Raw genomic sequence first — 18,832 nt, forward strand, 5'->3', positions numbered from 1 at the left:
TGCGAGCATGGTTTTTCCGGTTCCGGGTTCGCCCTTGATCAGCAGAGGACGTTGCGGTTTCGAGACTGCGTGACTCCCAGCTGGGTGATGAAAAAGTACACGACATCAGTAATTACATTGTCAAAGGTAAATTGTGGGAAGCCTTTGAAGCCAATGAACAGGTGGTTCTGCTCATTGATGAAATCGACAAGGCTGATATTGAGTTTCCCAACGATCTGCTTCAGGAACTCGATAAGATGGAGTTCTTTGTTTACGAGACCCGAAAAACCGTCAAGGCCCGACAACGCCCCATCGTGATCATCACCAGTAACAATGAAAAAGAACTGCCGGATGCGTTTCTGAGACGTTGTTTCTTCCACTATATCCGCTTCCCTGATCCGGGCACCATGAAGCAGATTGTCGATGTTCACTTCCCCACTCTGAAGCAAGGTCTGGTTTCCGAAGCTTTGCAGATGTTCTTTGAATTAAGGGATATCCCCGGCCTGAAGAAAAAACCTTCTACCTCTGAGCTAATTGACTGGCTCAAGTTACTTAACTCTGACGACATACCTGCCGATGTACTCAGAAACCGTGACACTCGCAGCGCTATACCACCACTCTATGGAGCTCTGGTTAAAAACGAACAGGATGTTCAACTACTGGAACGACTCGCCTTTATGACCCGTCGATAAGGTGAACCGATGCTGACTCACTTTTTCGATACAGTTCGCGCCTTTGGTGTCCCGGCCAGTACCCGGGAATATCTTGACCTGCTCAGGGCGATGCAGGCCCATGTGGTGTTTGCGGATACCGAAGCTTTCTATCAACTGTCCAGGGCCATACTGGTAAAGGATGAACGTCACTATGACCGCTTCGATAAAGCCTGCAAAGCTTTTTTCGACGGTATCGAGAGTGTTGAAGACTTGCTTGAAGCCACCATACCGGAAGAGTGGCTCAGAAAAGAATTCATCAATCAGCTCAGCGAAGAAGAGCGGGAAAAACTCAAGGCCCTTGGCAGTCTTGAAGAACTAATGGAGACACTGAAGAAGCGTCTGCAAGAGCAAAAAGAACGTCATGCCGGGGGGAATAAATGGATAGGTACCGGCGGCACCTCCCCTTTTGGTGCTTACGGCAACAACCCAATGGGGGTTCGCATAGGGCAACACGAGAGCAGAAACCAGAGCGCCACCAAAGTCTGGGACAAACGGGAGTTTCAGAATCTGGATGACGACGAAAGACTGGGCAATCGCAATATGAAAATGGCGCTGCGCAGGCTCAGAAAGTTTGCACGACAGGGTGTTCCTGATCAGCTGGACCTTGAAGCTACCATTCGATCCACGGCTAATAAAGGGTTGCTGGACATTAAAATGGTTCCGCAAAGACGCAATTCAGCAAAAGTACTGCTTTTTATGGACATCGGTGGTTCGATGGATGCTCACGTCAAAGACTGTGAAGCTCTGTTTGCCTGTGCCCGCTCTGAATTCAAGCATATGGAGTTTTTCTACTTCCATAACTATCTCTATGAGTGGGTCTGGAAAAACAACGTTCGTCGACAAACTGAAAAGACCGAAATTTGGGACATCGTTCATCGCTTTGGCAAAGACTACAAAGTAATTTTTGTGGGTGATGCCCAGATGTCACCCTATGAAATCACCTCACCAGGCGGGAGCGTTGAACACTGGAATGATGAACCGGGGCACAACTGGATGCAGCGTGTTCTGGATCATTTTGACAACGCTATCTGGTTGAACCCGATCAATAAAGACAGCTGGCCTTTCACCCATTCTACAAAGATCATCCATGAACAGTTCGAGGGCAGAATGTTTCCTCTGACGATCAAGGGTCTGGAAGAGGGTATGAAAGAACTGTCCTCTAAAAGCTGAGCTATGAAAACAGTCAAGGTTATTGAAGATTATAAGGCATGCTACCCAGACCCAGTGACTTTCAGTAAAGGCGACCATTTGACCTTGGGTAAAAGTGATAATGAATTTCCCGGATGGATCTGGGTCACTGCCACCTCAGGTAAAGAGGGTTGGGCTCCCTTGCCCCTGATAAGACGTTTGAACCAGAAACAGGGAATGGCTCTGGAAGACTACACAGCGAGAGAGCTCAGTGTGAGCATGGGAGAAGACTTGATAATCGTTCGCGAGATTAATGCTTGGGCCTGGGTAGAAAACCAACAGAAACAAATGGGCTGGGTGCCAATTTCCAAATTCGCTGAAGGCAGTCACGAAAGTGGTTAATACACTATTTGCAACACCTGAAAACAGTCAATGCCCACTGTGCAATACCATACCCCATGACCTTGCCAGATAAACATAGAGACTATTTCAGGTGCTCTGAGTACTCACATATCATCCAGCGCGGGGGCTGGACTTTGGCTGCGGGCCCGGGCCCCACACTTTCTTTGATTATGGCTGAAGCCGGTTGGCCTATGGCTTTGTATGATCTCGTGTTCCCGGATGAGAGAGTTTTGGAGAAAACATACGACCTTATTACGGCGACTGAAGTCATAGAGCACATCCATCAACCCGCTGCCTGGCTGTCCAAACTCTGGAGTATGATCAAGCCCGGTGAAATACTGGCATTCATGACCAAACTGATGATTGATAAGGAAGCCTTTTCCCGATGGCAATACAAGAATGAACCTACCTATGCCTGTTATTACTCAGAAGAAACTTTTCAATACCTTGTTGAACGATCGCAGGTAGTGTTTAGTTTTGAAGCTCGGGATGTTGCCTTTTTCTACAAATCAATTCATTTAATACCGTTAGTACCTCAATATCAGGGATAGCATCTTTTCTTGACAGAGAACAAAATTAGCCCTTTTCTGACAACGCGAGGCTGAATCAAAAATTCAGAGGCATTAACGGCTTTTTTGTTATTGTCTGATACGGGCTACTCGATTCATACAACAATTCCCTGTGCATGGCGCTTACGCTCCAATCCAAGCCTGCAAGAATAGCTCAAAATGCTCATCGTCGTAATGCTGAACATGACATTCAACAGAAGCGGTGTCAGGTAGCTATTAGTTAAAGACCATCTCCGGCGATTATAAAGCACGTCAATGTTTCTGGTTCAAGCTGTCTATCCAGAAGTACTTATAACCGGATATCGTCCGATATCTGTTTGACCTGCAAAAGCTCGAATAATCGGTCCGTTTCCTGGGCAAGATGGCGATCTCTGGCCAATACTCCTGAACCTTCATCAGACTCATGAGTACCCCATGCAACCGTTACTTTGCCCCACTCAACCACCATTCTCGGATGATGCACGTAGGATTCCGCCAGTCCAGCAACGGCGTTTAGAAAACAGAGAGACCTTGAATATTTTTTGAAGGTATAGGATTTCTCAAGGTGATCAATGCCTTCGTACTGACACAATGACCAGTTACTCATAAATTGCCCTCTTGATGGTTTATTGTTCAACCGAATGCTCATGGCGAAAAAGCACACTGATGATAAAACGGAGTTTATAGTGCTAACCACAGAAGAATAAATGAATTTTGGACTTTGATCGAATCCTCTACGGAAGGAAATGACAACCGTATGAGTAAATGTGGGAACCAGCAAGGGCTATACAGTATATATCTGTTCAAGACATAACTGCCTTATGGCGTGTGAGCCTCATATCCATACGCTGCACAGCCTGCTGCAACTAATAAAGAGCCTTTTATCAAGCCTCTTCGCTTTCTTCCTGATCAACCTTTTCAGCCTGGAGCTGTTCCAGTTCCTGCTTACTGGCATTGAGCTGCTGAGTGAGCTGCTTTTGCTTGGTTTTCAGTGTCCCATTCTCTGTGGTCAGAGTTCGATTCTGCTCCTGCAGACGTTTGATCTGTTTCTTCATGCGATCAGGATTGCTGGCTCGCAGCGTTTTCAGCTCGTTATCAGCGCTCTTGACTTGCTTATTCAGCTTTTCAGCCTTCTGCTCAGCCGCATCAAGACGTGACTTCAGCTGAGTCACTTCTTTATCGTGCTGATCAGTGATTTCAAGGAGAGCTTGCAGGCGCTGTTGCTCAATAACGTCCAGTTCTTCATTTTTAAAGAAACGGCCTCCCGCGCTCAGGGTACCCATATTAATTACCTACCTCCGGAAAGAGTTTGAAGTGATGACAATAGGAAGCAGCCCTTGCCAGCGCAGGGCATCCACACATGTATGGGGAATATTTGATAATGAGATCAATTGTTCTTCATTCAATGGCTGGCAAAAGCAGACTGACTTTAGACGGGGGCAAGTTTATTACACTTACCCCTCATAGGAAAGAGCAATCTACACAATTTTTTACAATACTGCCAGTTTATTTGCTCATTCTGATGGCATTATGGGTCAATCAGGCCTCTGGCACGGCTTCCAGTGTTTTTATCAGGTAGTTCCAGAAATTTTCAACCGCCGGAATATGGACTTTTTCGTCCGGTGAATGAGGAAACCGAATGGTTGGACCAAATGAAATCATATCCCAGTTTGGATAGGCACTGCCCAGCAGTCCACACTCCAGGCCAGCATGAATTACTTTAATCTCAGGCTCGTAGCCGAAAAGCTGCTCATGAATGTCCACCATAGTTTTCAAAATAGCGGATTCGTTATTAGGCTTCCATCCCGGGTAAGCCCCCTGCTTTTTGACTTCAGCCCCCATTAACCGGTATAAACCGGCAATGCTCTCGGCATGTTCTTCCCTGGCACTGTCAATCAGGCTTCGCACCATATTTTCAACGGTAATCTGGCCATCTTTTATCTTGATGATCGCCAGATTATTTGACGTTTCCACCACACCTTCCACACTCAGACTCATTCGGTGAACACCATCTGGAGAGACATGCAGGGTATTCAACAACTGACTCTGTTCCGCCCGGGTCATTACCTTCTGAACAGGTTCTGACGCTTGCATAATAAGACTCAGATTTGACTCTACTTCTGCCAGTTCTGCACTGAATACACTCAGGCACTCATCAACAATACGGACCGCTTCTTCGCAACTGTCTGAAGGGATAGCCAGCTGCACAAAGGCTTCTCTCGGGATTGCATTTCTGAGCGTACCGCCGGAGTAGCATGCCACTCTGGCACCTACTTCAGATAACGCTTTCAGTAGCCTCACCATCAGTTTGTTAGCATTACCTCGCTGCAGTTTAATATCAACGCCAGAGTGACCGCCTTTCAGGCCTCTCAGAGAAAGACTGAAACTGCTGTAGCCTTCTTCCAGGTGCTCTTCCCGATAGCTGTGAGAAACAGAAACATCGACACCGCCAGCGCAGCCAACATAGAGCTCTCCTTCGTCTTCAGAGTCCATGTTCAGCATGATCTCACCCTTCATCAAGCCGGGCTGCAGGCCGTGAGCACCGGTCATACCACTCTCTTCATCAACCGTAAAGAGAGCTTCAATTGGACCATGAGGAATATCCGTCGACTCTAGCACTGCCAGAGCGGCCGCAACACCAATACCATTATCCGCCCCCAGAGTGGTTCCTTCTGCAGTAACCCAGTCGCCATCGACGTATGCCTCGATAGGATCTCTGGTAAAATCATGTTCCGTATCTGCGTTTTTTTGAGGCACCATATCCAAGTGACTTTGGAGAACTACTCCACGGCGATTTTCCATGCCCTGAGTCGCTGGCTTGCGGATGATCACGTTGCCCACTTCATCTACCAGACTATCCAGACCAAGACTCTCACCAAACTGCTTTACATAGGCACGAACAGCATCTTCATGCCGGGAGGGGCGGGGAATCTTGCAAAGCGCTTGAAAGTGTCGCCAAATGGGTTGAGGGGATAATTCAACAAGCTGGGTCACAGCTATCTCCTGTTGATGAGAGGTAAGGAGTATATGAAAATAATCTCTGAGAGAACGAGCGCCCATTAGTGAATACACCCATCAAAGACTGAGATTACCGTACCGATCCGTTGAATAGCCGAAAATCTAGTCTATTTTTTAACCCGATTATTGAAATAATGCACAAAACGATTCCTCTACTTGATCCCGATAAACCTCAATTCCCTGCCGTTCATGAGGCTCTGGATTACCCTGATGGTCTCCTGGCGATGGGAGGTAACCTTGCACCTGAAACACTGGCTGAAGCTTACATGAAGGGTATATTTCCGTGGTTCAACGAAGGCGAACCCATTCTCTGGTGGTCTCCCAACCCGAGAATGGTTCTTTATCCAGACCAGCTGCACATCAGCCGCTCAATGAAACGTTTTCTGAAAAAGCACCCTTATCGAGTCAGCTTTGATGAAGCCTTCAGTGAGGTGATGACGGCCTGCTCGTCTCCGCGAAACAACCAGGAAGGCACATGGATCATCGAAGAAATGAAAGAAGCCTACACAACGCTTTTTAGAGAAGGTTTGGCCCATTCGGTGGAAGTCTGGTCAGGCGATAAGTTAGCGGGCGGACTGTATGGTGTCGCAATTGACAAAGTATTCTTTGGCGAATCCATGTTCAGTTTCAAAACCAACACCTCAAAGCTTGCAATGATTATGCTATGCAAAGAATTACTGATTAGAAACTTCCATCTGATCGATTGCCAGGTATACAGCCCCCATCTGGAGTCTCTGGGTGCAAGAATGATCAGCCGGGATGCATTTCTCAATGCATTGAAAGACGGTTGCCGAACGCCCGCAACCAGTGCACACTGGAAATAGATAGGGCAATGGACGGCCGAAGCTGATGAGCGCACTTAAAGATATTAAATTCTACGCAACCCAGCCACACAACTGCAGCTACCTGGAGGACAAGCAGGCTATAACATTATTTATGGATCCCGACAAAGATCTGGATCCGGCACTCTACCGACACCTGGCCGACATTGGGTTTCGAAGAAGTGGTCGTCACGTATACAGGCCTCACTGCCAAGGCTGCAATGCCTGCATTCCGGCCAGAGTCGTCGTTAATCTGTTTGACCCGAAACGCAAGCACAAAAAGCTGATCAGAAAAAATCAGGATATCGTAGTCACTCGATCCGAAGCCGAATACGATGATGAAACCTATCAGCTTTACAAAAAATACATCGCCATACAGCATCGCGATGGCGACATGTACCCTCCCTCTATGGAACAGTTTCAGTCCTTCCTCGTAGGTTGTCCTGAATTTTGTTGCTACTACAAATTCTGGCTGGACGAAAAACTGGTGGCTGTTGCTGTCACCGACGAGCTGTCGAATGGACTCTCTGCTATTTATACCTTCTATGATCCTGAAGTCAGCCAAAACAGAAGTCTGGGCAGTTACTGTATTCTCTGGCAGATAGAAGAAACCAAAAAGTTGGGCCTTAAGCACCTTCACCTGGGTTATTGGATCAAAAACTGCAAAAAAATGAGTTACAAAATTCAATACCGCCCTCTGGAAGTCTATGTTAACAACCACTGGGTTACTCTGAAGTAGTTGGCCCACCCCACACTGAGAATAAATTTAGATGGATAAAAGCGGGTTCACTTTGCTTTAAAGTTGGTTTTCAGGCAGAATGCTGCCAGATTTATTCAGCCAACGCTCTATTCCCGAGGTCAAACTTTAAATGGCGAAAGAAGAAAGTCTTGAAATGGAAGGCACTGTCATCGACACCCTGCCTAACACCATGTTCCGTGTAGAACTGGAAAACGGCCACGTTGTGACCGCGCATATTTCAGGCAAAATGCGTAAAAACTACATCCGTATTCTGACAGGTGACAAGGTCAAAGTTGAGCTAACCCCTTATGACCTGACCAAAGGCCGCATCACCTACCGTTCCCGCTGACAGGGGCCCCTCACCCCTGTCCCTCTCTTGGCATTTTTCAGCCCTGCTCACCATCCACTACTTCAAGATCCGAAGCCAGGCTTTTAGCGGGTTCGAACTTCAGGAATAGGCTTCCTTTCTTGACAGTCACGCGAACAAAACCACCGTTCTCAGACAGTTTGCCAAAAAGGATCTGTTCCGCCAGGGGCTTCTTGAGGTGCTCCTGGATAACACGCCCCATCGGACGAGCACCCATCGCGCGGTCATAACCTTTTTCTGCCAGCCACTCACGTGCCTCATCATCAACATCAATCTGAACCATTCTTTCATCAAGCTGTGCCTGAAGCTCTGTCAGGAACTTATCAACAACATGCTTGATGGTATCTTCGGTCAGTGAGTCAAAGGGAATGATAGAGTCAAGGCGATTCCTGAATTCCGGTGTAAAGGTTTTCTTGATAGCTTCCATACCATCTGTCGTATGATCCTGCTCAGTGAAACCAATAGAACTGCGAGTCATGGTTTCAGCACCGGCATTGGTCGTCATAATCAGGATAACATTTCTAAAGTCAGCTTTACGACCATTGTTGTCTGTCAGGGTACCATGATCCATCACCTGCAGAAGCAGGTTAAACACATCCGGATGCCCCTTCTCAATTTCATCGAGCAACAGAACACAATGAGGTGTCTTATTGATCGCTTCTGTCAAAAGACCACCCTGATCGTACCCGACATAACCCGGGGGAGCACCAATCAGCCTTGATACTGTATGAGCTTCCATATACTCCGACATATCAAAACGAACCAGCTCAACCCCCATGGACTTGGCCAGCTGACGACAAACTTCTGTTTTACCTACACCTGTCGGCCCAGAGAACAGGAAAGCCCCTACCGGTTTATCAGGTGCCTTCAAACCAGCACGTGACAATTTAATCGCGGTTGAAAGAGAAACAATTGCTTCATCCTGACCGAAGACCACCATCTTGAGATTCCTTTCAAGCTTGGAGAGCAACTCTTTGTCAGAAGAAGAGACAGATTTAGGCGGAATCCGGGCAATCTTGGCAACAATACTTTCGACATCGCCCACCTCAATGATCTTCTTGCGCTCTTCTTCTGGTAACAGACGTTGGTAAGCTCCAGCCTCATCAATAACATCAATTGCTTTATCAGGCATATGACGATCGTTGATATAACGATTGGCCAACTCTGCTGCGGCTTTCAAAGCATCATCCTTGTATTCAATAGTGTGATGCTCTTCAAAGCGGCTCTTGAGGCCGCGGAGAATATCGATGGTATCTTCAACACTCGGTTCACTGATATCCACTTTCTGGAAGCGACGGGCCAGAGCACGATCCTTTTCGAAAATACCCCGGAACTCCTGAAATGTCGTTGAACCAATGCAACGAAGATCACCGGAAGTCAGAAGCGGCTTTAAGAGATTAGAAGCATCCATAACACCACCGGATGCAGCACCTGCACCGATAATGGTGTGAATCTCATCAATAAAGAGAATGGCGTTATCGAGCTTTTTAAGTTCGCTGAGCAGCTTTTTGAATCGCTTTTCAAAATCACCACGGTACTTGGTTCCCGCCAACAAGGAGCCGAGATCCAGGGAATAAACCACCGCTCTGGAGAGCACTTCAGGCACTTCTCCGTCCACTATTCTTTTTGCCAGACCTTCAGCAACGGCTGTCTTACCAACACCAGCTTCGCCAACCAGTAGAGGATTATTTTTACGACGGCGTGTCAATATCTGGGAAACACGCTCAACCTCTTCTGCACGACCTACCAGCGGATCGATCTTACCCAGACGTGCCTGCTCATTCAGGTTGGTAGCATAATTCTTAAGCGGGTCTTTTCCGGCAGATTCGGGGTCGGTGTTTTCCTCCATGAGTTCACCACCCAATTCTTCCAGCTCATTACCAGGCATTTTGGAAATACCGTGAGCGATATAATTCACGACATCTATTCGGGCAACGTCCTGCTGCTTCAGAAAATAAACTGCCTGACTCTCCTGCTCACTGAATATTGCGACCAGAACATTAGCACCAGTGACTTCTTTTTTTCCTGAACTTTGCACATGAAAAACAGCTCGTTGCAGAACTCTCTGAAAACCGAGAGTGGGTTGGGTTTCTCGCTCTGTATCATTGGCAGGTATTAATGGGGTTGTTGAATCAACAAACTCAATCAACTCCTTACGCAGCTTTTCGGTCTGCACACCGCAAGCTAACAATACTCGGGATGCGGATTCATTATCAAGCAGTGCTAGGAGCAGATGTTCTACGGTCATGAATTCATGCCGCTTGCTTCTTACATCACGAAAAGCACTGTTAAGAGTCAGTTCGAGGTCTTTATTGAGCATATGATATTACCCTGAGAACACTAATCGGCCTTAATTGTTTTGCACAACAGGGGATGCTGGAATTCTCTGGAGTACTCGTTGACTTGCCGGGCTTTGGTTTCAGCCACATCCTTGCTGAATAATCCACATACAGCCTTGCCTTGCGTATGAACCATCAGCATGACCTGTGTCGCCTGTTCACTATTCATGCTGAAAAATTTCTCCAGGACCTCAACCACAAAATCCATCGGTGTAAAATCATCATTCAAGAGCAGTACCTGATACATAGCGGGCGGTTTGACTCTGGCTTTAGCTGGTGCCAGTGCGACATCATGATCGCCTTCCTGCTCTGTCCCATCATTTTCTAAGCTTAGACGAAGCCACTCAAAATTACTCATGTATTGATGAACTGCTATCTGCTGCATTGCACTCGCTTCCAGGTGAATTTACAGCTTAATTAACCAGGCTCTGGACCGCCTGTAACCAGGTGTCGAGACGTACAAACGTCAAAAGCACAACGCCCTGACCTCCATTCTAAACACGCTGAGAGCAAAGAAAAACTATTTACTTCAATCGTCATCTCAAAAGCTATTGACTTCGTTAATACCATCGACTGACAGCCGAAATAAAACAGACAAAGAATCAGAAAAATAATCAGTTGATCTGACAGGCAAAAAAATGACCACAGTGAAAGTCTGCAGCCATTTTTTATGCACAGAAAGAAGATCAAAAACTAAATCAGACCATCAATTGCTGCATTAAAGGTAGCGCTTGGACGCATGGCTTCAGTGACTTTAGCTGGAGCCGGTTCATAGTAGCCACCCAGATCAACAGCACCACCCTGGCAAGCTGTCAGTTCTGAGACAATCTGCTCTTCTTTCTCAACAAGCTCTTTTGCCAGAACGGAAAACTTACTGCTGAGATCCTGATCCGCCTCCTGCGCCTCTAGTGCTTCTGCCCAGAACTGAGCCAGGTAAAAATGACTTCCGCGGTTGTCCAGCTCTTTCACTTTTCTCGAAGGTGACTTGTCAGCATCCAGATATTGACCAATTGCAGCGTTCAATGTGTCAGCCAAGATCTGGGCCCTGATATTTCCGGTTTTAACCGCAATGTCTTCAAGCGATACAGCGATAGCCAGAAATTCGCCCAAAGAGTCCCAACGCAGGTGATTCTCTTTAACAAACTGTTGGACGTGCTTGGGCGCAGAACCGCCAGCACCGGTCTCGAAAAGACCACCGCCAGCCAGCAGAGGTACGATAGAGAGCATTTTGGCGCTGGTCCCCAGCTCCAGGATCGGGAACAGGTCGGTCAGGTAATCTCGCAAAACGTTACCGGTTACGGAAATGGCATCTTTACCCGCCTGAATAGTTTCCATGCTGAGGCGGCAAGCCTCTACCGGAGACAGAATACGGATATCCAAGCCCTTAGTATCGTGAAACTTCAAGTATTCGTTAACCTTGGCAATCAGGTTGGCGTCGTGAGCACGGTTTTGGTCCAACCAGAACAGAGTCAAAGCACCTGTTGCTCGGGCACGGTTAACAGCCAGCTTGACCCAATCGCGAATCGGCGCATCTTTGGTCTGACACATTCTCCAGATGTCACCCTCTTCAACATTGTGCTCAAACACTGTGCTGCCGGACTCTTCTACAACACGGATAATGCCGTTTGCAGGCGCCTTAAAGGTTTTGTCATGAGAACCGTATTCTTCTGCTCTCTGAGCCATCAGACCTACGTTGGAAACATTGCCCATGGTGGCAACATCGAAAGCACCGTTTTTCTTACAGAAATCGATGACCTCCTGATAGATGGCTGCATAGCAACGATCAGGAATCATGGCTTTAGTGTCATGCAGCTTGCCATCGGGACCCCACATCTGACCTGAAGAGCGCAAGGCGGCAGGCATAGACGCATCGATAATGACATCGTTCGGTACGTGCAGGTTAGTGATACCCTTATCGGAATCTACCATTGCCAACTCAGGACGGGTGTTGTAGACAGCCTGAATATCCGCTTTTACTTCTTCCTGTTGGTCAGCAGGTAGTTTGGCAATCTTGGCATAAACGTCACCGAGACCGTTGTCTGGATCAACACCCAGCTCTGAAAATAAGGTAGCGTGCTTCTCAAACACATCTTTAAAGAAGACTGTGACTGCATGACCAAACATGATCGGGTCAGAAACCTTCATCATGGTGGCTTTGAGGTGCAGTGACAGAAGAATATCCTGCTCTTTAGCTTCCTGAGCAGAAGATTCATAGAATGCTCTCAAAGCCTTCACACTCATGAGAGCACTGTCAATAACTTCACCAGCCAGCAGGCTCGTGACCGGTTTCAGTACAGAAACAGAGCCGTCCTCGCCAACAAATTCTATTCTTACATCTGTTGCCTCGGGCATAACAGCTGACTGTTCACTGGAGTAGAAGTCACCGCTTTGCATGTGAGCAACGTGAGATTTAGAATCAGCAGACCAGACACCCATAGAATGAGGGTTATTCTTCGCATACTCTTTGACAGGAGCTGCAACACGGCGATCTGAATTCCCTTCACGGAGAACCGGGTTTACCGCACTACCAAGCACCTTAGCGTAGCGAGCTTTGATCGCTTCTTGTTCAGCATTCCCAGGCTCTACAGGAAAATCCGGAATGTCATAACCGTGCTCCTGAAGCTCTTTGATCGCGCCCGTAAGTTGCGGAATAGAAGCACTGATATTTGGCAACTTGATGATGTTTGCCTGAGGCACCTTGGCCAGTTCACCCAGCTCAGACAGGGCATCACTCTGTTTTTGTTCTGAACTCAGCTTCTCAGGAAAATTAGCAATGATTCGACCAGCCAGTGAAATATCTTTGGTTTCAACAGCTACGCCAGCGGCTCGGGTAAAAGCCTTGATGATTGGGAGCAGTGAATAGGTGGCTAAGGCGGGAGCTTCGTCGGTAATAGTGTAAATAATTCTGGTTGTATCTGTTGTCATGTTATCTCCAAAAAACAACTGGCTGTGGTGCCTCTGCGGAGGGGTTTAAGTGGAGTTTGACGACCACTATTTATCACTTTATTTGCACAGCCCCGTAACGCTTTTGACGTTATCGCCTATAAGATATACCAATGAGCGTAAGGAATAAATGTAGTTTTGCTACACAATCTTCTGTTTGCGCATCGAAAGACTCTATAGAAGTGAATTTGCCGGACAGGTACAATGCCCGGCTTCCTGATCCAGCCATACAGTAACCATGATAGACACTTGTACCAATTTTTCTGAAAAAAGCTTCAAGGACACCCGTGTAATCGTGGGCATGTCCGGTGGTGTAGACTCATCCGTATCTGCACTTCTGCTCAAAGAGCAGGGTTACCAGGTAGAAGGCCTGTTCATGAAAAACTGGGAGGAAGATGACGGCACTGAATACTGTACAGCCATGACCGATCTGGAAGATGCTCAAGCCGTTTGTGACAGAATCGGCATTAAACTCCATAAAGCTAATTTCGCTGCTGAGTACTGGGACAACGTCTTCGAGCACTTCTTGCAGGAATACAAGGCCGGACGTACCCCTAACCCTGACATCCTCTGCAACAAGGAGATAAAGTTCAAGGCTTTTCTGGATTATGCCCAGACACTGGAAGCTGACTATATCGCCATGGGCCACTACGCTCGCAGCGACAGCACTAATGGTCAGGCTTGTCTAAAAAAGGGTCTTGACACCAACAAAGACCAAAGCTATTTCCTGCATCAGGTTGGCAGCAAACAGCTGGCCAGAACCCTGTTCCCAGTGGGAGAAATAGCAAAGCCTGAAGTTCGCCGCATTGCAGAAAAACACGGTCTAACCACCCACAACAAGAAAGACAGTACCGGCATCTGCTTTATTGGTGAACGCCGCTTCCGTGACTTCCTGAAACAATACCTTCCGGCTCAGCCAGGTAGCATTGCGACCGATCAGGGTGAAATAATTGGCGAGCATTTGGGCTTGATGTACCATACCATTGGCCAAAGACAGGGCCTTGGCATTGGTGGACTGAAAGGCGCTTCAGAATCCCCCTGGTATGTCGTTGATAAAGACCTTGAGAACAATCGGCTAATCGTTGCACAGGGCAATAATCACCCCATGCTGTTTTCAGAAGCCCTGACTGCTTGTGAAATATTTTGGATCGCAGGTTCAGCGCCCGAACTGCCAGCCAGGTTAACCGCCAAAATCCGCTATCGCCAGCAGGACCAGGCCTGCCGCCTTGAGCAAAAGACAGACGGAAGATATTTTGTGATTTTTGACAAACCCCAAAGAGCAGTTACCCCGGGACAATCTGTCGTTTTTTACCAAAATGATATTTGTCTGGGCGGCGGAGTCATTGAAACCAGGCACCACTCTCTGAGTGAAGCCCACATTCAATAAGCCATCAATCGGTTCTACGAATTCAACTCTCCAAATCCGGAAGCAGGCGACCTTCCGGATAGAGAAAGCACGCATAAGGTAGAGAAACTCAGGTGCAATACACAACAAAGGAACAGGCAGCTGCCCTCTCAGCCATTTTCCAGGCTGCTGGCCTTGTAGAACGTCTGGCCAAAAGCGGGCAAATCAGTCAAGAGTCGCTGGAGCCGCTGATTGGCAGCCTGTTTGTCACCACTCCTGACCGTGTCGAAGATGTCTTCAATGGCTACCAGAGTCTACTCGCTGGCAGAAAAATTCTAAACGACGTCCTCCAGCGTCAGGCCGACGCAATCCAGGCCGACACCGTCCGCTACGCACTGACCCTGATACACCTCGAACGCAAACTTTCCCGCAATCGCAATATGCTGAGTAAGATTTCCCAGCGCCTGGAGCGCTGCAAGGAACAGGCCAACCACTTTGGCATCCTTCATGAGAATGTAATTGCCAACCTTGCCAGTATTTATCTCGATACCATCAGTACTTTTAAAACAAGAGTACAGGTTTCAGGCGATATCCAACACCTGCAGAACCCTGGCAATGCTGACAAGATACGCGCCATTTTATTTGCCGGGATACGGTCAGCCATCCTGTGGCGCCAGACAGGTGGTAGCCGTTGGCAGTTATTATTCAGCAGAAAAAAACTATTGAATGGCTTGAATCAGCTATAACCGAATCATCCACCCTGCATCGTTGGCGGTTTTCCGTTATGATGCGCCCTTTCTACGAGCATAAGGCATGTTAAACATGGAGCTGTCTGCACTGACTGCTGTTTCCCCCGTCGACGGTCGCTATGGGGACAAAACCCAAAGCCTGAGAAGCATTTTCAGTGAGTATGGCCTGATCCGCTTCCGGGTAACTGTTGAAGTTAAATGGTTACAGGCACTGGCCAGTCACCCCGAAATCTGTGAAGTTCCGGCGCTTTCCAACGAAGCTAGCGCCCTCCTGGACCAGTTGATCGACAACTTTTCCCTTGAAGATGCCCAGCGCGTCAAGGAAATTGAGCGCACCACCAACCATGATGTTAAAGCCGTTGAGTATCTGATCAAAGAAAAGGTACAAGATGACAACGAATTGTCTGCTATCAGTGAGTTTGTTCACTTTGCCTGCACTTCCGAGGACATCAACAACCTGTCCCACGGACTGATGCTGAAGACCGGCATGGAACAAGCGGTACTGCCGCCGATGCAACAAATCATCAAAGAAATCGAAAACCTTGCTTATCAGCATAGCGATCAACCGATGCTGTCCCGCACCCACGGACAAACAGCCTCTCCCACTACGCTTGGCAAAGAGATGGCAAACGTAGCCTACCGTCTACGCCGTCAGGTTCAGCAAATAATCCGGATCACCCCACTGGGCAAAATCAACGGCGCCGTAGGTAACTACAATGCTCACCTGTCCGCCTACCCTGAAGTTGACTGGCAGCATCATGCTGAAAAGTTTGTCACCAGCCTGGGCCTGGAATGGAACCCCTATACCACCCAGATTGAGCCTCACGACTACATCGCTGAACTTTTTGATGCCATTTGTCGCTTTAACACCGTCCTGATCGATTTTGATCGTGACATTTGGGGGTACATCTCTCTGGGATACTTCAAGCAGAAAACCGTGGCCGGCGAAGTAGGCTCTTCTACTATGCCCCACAAAGTCAATCCAATTGACTTTGAAAACTCTGAAGGCAACCTGGGCATTGCTAATGCCGTCATGCAGCATCTGGCAATGAAACTGCCTGTTTCCCGCTGGCAGCGTGACCTGACAGACTCAACCGTTCTGCGCAACCTGGGGGCCGGCCTAGGTTACAGCCTGATTGCCTACGCTTCCACTCTGAAAGGTATTGGCAAGCTTCAGGCCAATGCCGACCGTCTGAATGAAGACCTGGATAATGCCTGGGAAGTTCTGGCAGAACCTATCCAGACCGTCATGCGCCGCTATGGCATCGACCAGCCTTACGAAAAACTCAAGGCTCTGACTCGTGGTCAGGACGGTATCACCCGGACAACTCTGGAAACCTTTATTGATGAGTTGGACATGCCAACTGAGGTAAAAGCAGAACTGAAGAAGCTGACACCTGGCAACTATGTGGGTAACGCAGCCACTCAAGCCAAAGCAATCTGATCTGACGATAGCGAAGTGAAGCAGACTGTTTCAAATCAACAAAGCCCTCAGTTGAGGGCCTTGTTGATAACCGTTCAGCTATTTCATTTTGCAGCGGCTTTAAACTCACGCCTTCTCGCATGCAGCACCGGTTCAGTGTAACCATTGGGCTGCTGACAACCTTTCAAGACCAGCTCGCACGCCGCTTTAAAAGCGACACTGGCATCATAATCGACAGCCATAGGGCAGTACTCAGGATCCCCGGCATTCTGCTCATCGACTACTTTAGCCATTCGCCTCAAGGCATCCATTACCTGCTCCTCAGAACAAACACCATGCCTCATCCAGTTAGCCATATGCTGACTGGAAATGCGCAGTGTTGCACGATCTTCCATCAAGCCTACATCATGGATATCTGGCACTTTTGAACAACCCACACCCTGATCTACCCAACGAACGACATAACCGAGAATACCCTGGGCATTGTTGTCCAGCTCCTGCTGAATCCTATCTTCTGTCAGAGAAGACCTGTCCTGCAGCAGAGGTATAGTCAGAAGATCATCCAGACTCGCTCTCTGACGCTCAGCTATAGACTCCTGAACTTCAATGACAGATACGGAATGATAGTGTGTTGCGTGCAGCGTCGCGGCATTAGGTGAAGGCACCCAGGCCGTATTCGCTCCTGACTGGGGATGTCCGATTTTAGTCGCCAGCATCTTGGCCATTTCATCCGGCATAGCCCACATACCTTTACCAATCTGGGCTCGACCGGCCAGACCACAATCAAGACCTACTTCAACATTTTGATCCTCGTAGGCATTGATCCAGGCAGACTGCTTCATCTCACCTTTTGGAATCATTGGACCAGCTTCCATACTGGTGTGAATTTCATCTCCGGTACGATCAAGGAAGCCTGTATTAATAAAGACTACGCGATCTCTGGCAGCCCGGATACAAGCTTTGAGATTAACAGAAGTACGACGTTCCTCGTCCATTATACCAACTTTCAGGGTATTCTCCCTCAGACCCAAAACCTCCTCAATCTTACCAAACAACCTATTGGTGAAGACTACCTCTTCAGGTCCGTGCATTTTTGGCTTAACAATATAAACACTGCCCGTGCGAGAGTTTCTGATACCTTTCTGCTTTTTAAGATCGTGTATGGCAATCAGTGAAGTGAACATGCCGTCCATAATGCCTTCCGGAATCTCATTCCCCTGATGATCCAGAATGGCATCAGTGGTCATCAGGTGTCCGACATTTCGAACAAACATCAGGCTCCGACCGTGCAGAGAAAACGCTTCACCTGCAGGGGATGTATAGTTGCGATCAGCCACCAGCTTGCGAGTTAAGGTTTTGTCACCTTTAACAAACGTTTCCTGCAAGTCAGCTTTCATTAATCCGAGCCAGTTCCGATAAACCAGTGCTTTATCCTCGGCATCTACGGCAGCCACGGAATCTTCACAATCCATGATGGTTGTAAGAGCTGCTTCTACCACCAGATCTTTCACCCCAGCAGCATCGGTCACCCCAATTGGGGATCGACGGTCAATTTGAATCTCAATATGGAGGCCATTGTTTTTGATCAGAACGCTGCCGGGATCATTTTCACTCCCTGTGTAGCCAACAAACTTTTCAGGCTGAGCCAGCGCCGTGACACTACCATCTCCCAGAGAAAGTGCCAACTCGCCTTCCTTAATAGCATAACCAGTTACCTCGGAATGATTTCCTTTGACCAGAGGTGCCGCCTGATTAAGCAACGCCTTACCAAAAGCAATGACCTTCTGCCCCCGGACGGGGTTGTAGGCCTTGCCGCGTTCAGCACCATCATTTTCCGGAATAGCATCGGTACCATACAGCGCGTCGTAAAGGCTTCCCCAACGGGCGTTCGCTGCATTCAGGGCAAAACGAGCATTCATCACTGGAACAACCAGCTGAGGTCCGGCCTGAGATGCAATTTCTGTATCAACATTTTCCGTCGCAATCTCAAAGTCTCCGCCTTCAGATTGTAGATATCCAATTTCCAACAAAAACTGTTTATAGGCAGAAGGATCATGTGGCTGCTGCTTATGCTCTTTGTGCCACTGATCAATTTGATTTTGCAGAGCTTCTCGCCTCTGCAGCAGAGCCCTGTTTTCAACGACGCACTCATCCAAAACACGCTCAAAACCTGACCAGAAGGCCTCTGGAGTCACTCCAGTGCCCTCGATAGCTTCAACCAAAAGATTGTGGATAGGGGCCGCTACCTGCAAACCTCCGATCTGAATACATCAGAAAGCTACTACCTGATCATTGCCGAGCAAAAGCAGGAATCCCAT

At 48.0% G+C, this 18,832-nt stretch carries 16 protein-coding genes and 1 pseudogene; 10 read left to right on the forward strand and 7 right to left on the reverse strand.

Going from position 1 to position 18,832, the window contains the following annotated elements:
- Positions 1 to 53: 53 nt before the first annotated feature.
- The 4 genes and pseudogenes from KDK19_RS12265 to KDK19_RS12280 all read left to right on the forward strand — a co-directional run.
- Positions 54 to 671, forward strand: a pseudogene (locus tag KDK19_RS12265) (AAA family ATPase); the annotation flags it as partial.
- A gap of 9 nt (positions 672 to 680) precedes the next feature.
- The gene (locus tag KDK19_RS12270; RefSeq protein ID WP_257254842.1) at positions 681 to 1,862 is read left to right on the forward strand and encodes a VWA domain-containing protein; all 1,182 of its coding nucleotides are present in this window, start codon (positions 681 to 683) and stop codon (positions 1,860 to 1,862) included.
- A gap of 3 nt (positions 1,863 to 1,865) precedes the next feature.
- Positions 1,866 to 2,222, forward strand: a complete 357-nt coding sequence (locus KDK19_RS12275) for an SH3 domain-containing protein (RefSeq protein ID WP_257254843.1) — start codon at positions 1,866 to 1,868, stop codon at positions 2,220 to 2,222.
- Positions 2,223 to 2,278: 56 nt separating this feature from the next.
- Positions 2,279 to 2,773, forward strand: coding sequence for a class I SAM-dependent methyltransferase (locus KDK19_RS12280; RefSeq protein WP_257292078.1), 495 nt, complete (start codon positions 2,279 to 2,281; stop codon positions 2,771 to 2,773).
- Positions 2,774 to 3,080: 307 nt separating this feature from the next.
- Here KDK19_RS12280 and KDK19_RS12285 read toward each other — a convergent pair whose 3' ends face one another.
- The 3 genes from KDK19_RS12285 to KDK19_RS12295 all read right to left on the reverse strand — a co-directional run bounded on the left by KDK19_RS12285 (position 3,081) and on the right by KDK19_RS12295 (position 5,764).
- On the reverse strand, positions 3,081 to 3,377 hold the full coding sequence (locus KDK19_RS12285; protein ID WP_257254845.1) for a 4a-hydroxytetrahydrobiopterin dehydratase: 297 nt from the start codon (positions 3,375 to 3,377) through the stop codon (positions 3,081 to 3,083).
- A 277-nt stretch (positions 3,378 to 3,654) separates the two neighbouring features.
- Positions 3,655 to 4,053, reverse strand: coding sequence for a hypothetical protein (locus tag KDK19_RS12290; protein WP_257254846.1), 399 nt, complete (start codon positions 4,051 to 4,053; stop codon positions 3,655 to 3,657).
- A 256-nt stretch (positions 4,054 to 4,309) separates the two neighbouring features.
- Positions 4,310 to 5,764, reverse strand: coding sequence for an aminoacyl-histidine dipeptidase (locus KDK19_RS12295; RefSeq protein ID WP_257254847.1), 1,455 nt, complete (start codon positions 5,762 to 5,764; stop codon positions 4,310 to 4,312).
- A 158-nt stretch (positions 5,765 to 5,922) separates the two neighbouring features.
- On the opposite strand from KDK19_RS12295, the gene aat reads away from it, so the two are divergent.
- The 3 genes from aat to infA all read left to right on the forward strand — a co-directional run bounded on the left by aat (position 5,923) and on the right by infA (position 7,697).
- Positions 5,923 to 6,612 (forward strand): leucyl/phenylalanyl-tRNA--protein transferase, encoded by a 690-nt coding sequence (gene aat, locus KDK19_RS12300; RefSeq protein WP_257254848.1) that lies wholly within the window; start codon positions 5,923 to 5,925, stop codon positions 6,610 to 6,612.
- Positions 6,613 to 6,637: 25 nt separating this feature from the next.
- Positions 6,638 to 7,348: an arginyltransferase gene (locus KDK19_RS12305; protein WP_257254849.1), complete on the forward strand. Its 711-nt coding sequence runs from the start codon at positions 6,638 to 6,640 to the stop codon at positions 7,346 to 7,348.
- A gap of 130 nt (positions 7,349 to 7,478) precedes the next feature.
- Positions 7,479 to 7,697, forward strand: coding sequence for a translation initiation factor IF-1 (gene infA, locus KDK19_RS12310; protein WP_252180026.1), 219 nt, complete (start codon positions 7,479 to 7,481; stop codon positions 7,695 to 7,697).
- Between the two features lie 37 nt (positions 7,698 to 7,734).
- On the opposite strand, the gene clpA is transcribed toward infA, so the two are convergent.
- From clpA to KDK19_RS12325, 3 genes are all read right to left on the reverse strand, one after another.
- Complete coding sequence (gene clpA, locus KDK19_RS12315) at positions 7,735 to 10,035, reverse strand: ATP-dependent Clp protease ATP-binding subunit ClpA (RefSeq protein WP_257254850.1); 2,301 nt, start codon at positions 10,033 to 10,035, stop codon at positions 7,735 to 7,737.
- 20 nt (positions 10,036 to 10,055) lie between these two features.
- Positions 10,056 to 10,439 (reverse strand): ATP-dependent Clp protease adapter ClpS, encoded by a 384-nt coding sequence (gene clpS / locus KDK19_RS12320; protein ID WP_257292079.1) that lies wholly within the window; start codon positions 10,437 to 10,439, stop codon positions 10,056 to 10,058.
- A gap of 308 nt (positions 10,440 to 10,747) precedes the next feature.
- On the reverse strand, positions 10,748 to 12,979 hold the full coding sequence (locus tag KDK19_RS12325; RefSeq protein ID WP_257279497.1) for an NADP-dependent isocitrate dehydrogenase: 2,232 nt from the start codon (positions 12,977 to 12,979) through the stop codon (positions 10,748 to 10,750).
- A gap of 256 nt (positions 12,980 to 13,235) precedes the next feature.
- Here KDK19_RS12325 and mnmA point away from each other — a divergent pair, with 256 nt between their 5' ends.
- The 3 genes from mnmA (at position 13,236) to purB (ending at position 16,535) form a co-directional block, all read left to right on the forward strand.
- Positions 13,236 to 14,384: a tRNA 2-thiouridine(34) synthase MnmA gene (gene mnmA, locus KDK19_RS12330; protein WP_257254853.1), complete on the forward strand. Its 1,149-nt coding sequence runs from the start codon at positions 13,236 to 13,238 to the stop codon at positions 14,382 to 14,384.
- Positions 14,385 to 14,476: 92 nt separating this feature from the next.
- Positions 14,477 to 15,088 (forward strand): high frequency lysogenization protein HflD, encoded by a 612-nt coding sequence (hflD, locus tag KDK19_RS12335; protein ID WP_257254854.1) that lies wholly within the window; start codon positions 14,477 to 14,479, stop codon positions 15,086 to 15,088.
- Positions 15,089 to 15,164: 76 nt separating this feature from the next.
- The gene (gene purB / locus KDK19_RS12340) at positions 15,165 to 16,535 is read left to right on the forward strand and encodes an adenylosuccinate lyase (RefSeq protein WP_257279755.1); all 1,371 of its coding nucleotides are present in this window, start codon (positions 15,165 to 15,167) and stop codon (positions 16,533 to 16,535) included.
- 83 nt (positions 16,536 to 16,618) lie between these two features.
- On the opposite strand, the gene KDK19_RS12345 is transcribed toward purB, so the two are convergent.
- A complete protein-coding gene (locus KDK19_RS12345) occupies positions 16,619 to 18,781 on the reverse strand; it encodes a malate synthase G (protein ID WP_257292080.1) in 2,163 nt (720 codons plus the stop codon).
- Between the last annotated feature and the right edge of the window lie 51 nt (positions 18,782 to 18,832).

Source organism: Endozoicomonas sp. ONNA1 (assembly GCF_024606325.1).
Classification (GTDB): Bacteria; Pseudomonadota; Gammaproteobacteria; order Pseudomonadales; family Endozoicomonadaceae; genus Endozoicomonas_A.

What these genes read in the sequence shown, in the direction of transcription:
- aat (WP_257254848.1), top strand. Translation starts at nt 5,923, where the DNA reads ATGCACAAAACGATTCCTCTACTTGATCCCGATAAACCTCAATTCCCT.
- KDK19_RS12270 (WP_257254842.1), top strand. Translation starts at nt 681, where the DNA reads ATGCTGACTCACTTTTTCGATACAGTTCGCGCCTTTGGTGTCCCGGCC.
- clpS (WP_257292079.1), bottom strand. Translation starts at nt 10,439, where the DNA reads ATGCAGCAGATAGCAGTTCATCAATACATGAGTAATTTTGAGTGGCTT.
- KDK19_RS12285 (WP_257254845.1), bottom strand. Translation starts at nt 3,377, where the DNA reads ATGAGTAACTGGTCATTGTGTCAGTACGAAGGCATTGATCACCTTGAG.
- KDK19_RS12290 (WP_257254846.1), bottom strand. Translation starts at nt 4,053, where the DNA reads ATGGGTACCCTGAGCGCGGGAGGCCGTTTCTTTAAAAATGAAGAACTG.
- infA (WP_252180026.1), top strand. Translation starts at nt 7,479, where the DNA reads ATGGCGAAAGAAGAAAGTCTTGAAATGGAAGGCACTGTCATCGACACC.
- KDK19_RS12325 (WP_257279497.1), bottom strand. Translation starts at nt 12,979, where the DNA reads ATGACAACAGATACAACCAGAATTATTTACACTATTACCGACGAAGCT.
- KDK19_RS12275 (WP_257254843.1), top strand. Translation starts at nt 1,866, where the DNA reads ATGAAAACAGTCAAGGTTATTGAAGATTATAAGGCATGCTACCCAGAC.
- purB (WP_257279755.1), top strand. Translation starts at nt 15,165, where the DNA reads ATGGAGCTGTCTGCACTGACTGCTGTTTCCCCCGTCGACGGTCGCTAT.
- KDK19_RS12305 (WP_257254849.1), top strand. Translation starts at nt 6,638, where the DNA reads ATGAGCGCACTTAAAGATATTAAATTCTACGCAACCCAGCCACACAAC.
- clpA (WP_257254850.1), bottom strand. Translation starts at nt 10,035, where the DNA reads ATGCTCAATAAAGACCTCGAACTGACTCTTAACAGTGCTTTTCGTGAT.
- KDK19_RS12280 (WP_257292078.1), top strand. Translation starts at nt 2,279, where the DNA reads ATGACCTTGCCAGATAAACATAGAGACTATTTCAGGTGCTCTGAGTAC.
- mnmA (WP_257254853.1), top strand. Translation starts at nt 13,236, where the DNA reads ATGATAGACACTTGTACCAATTTTTCTGAAAAAAGCTTCAAGGACACC.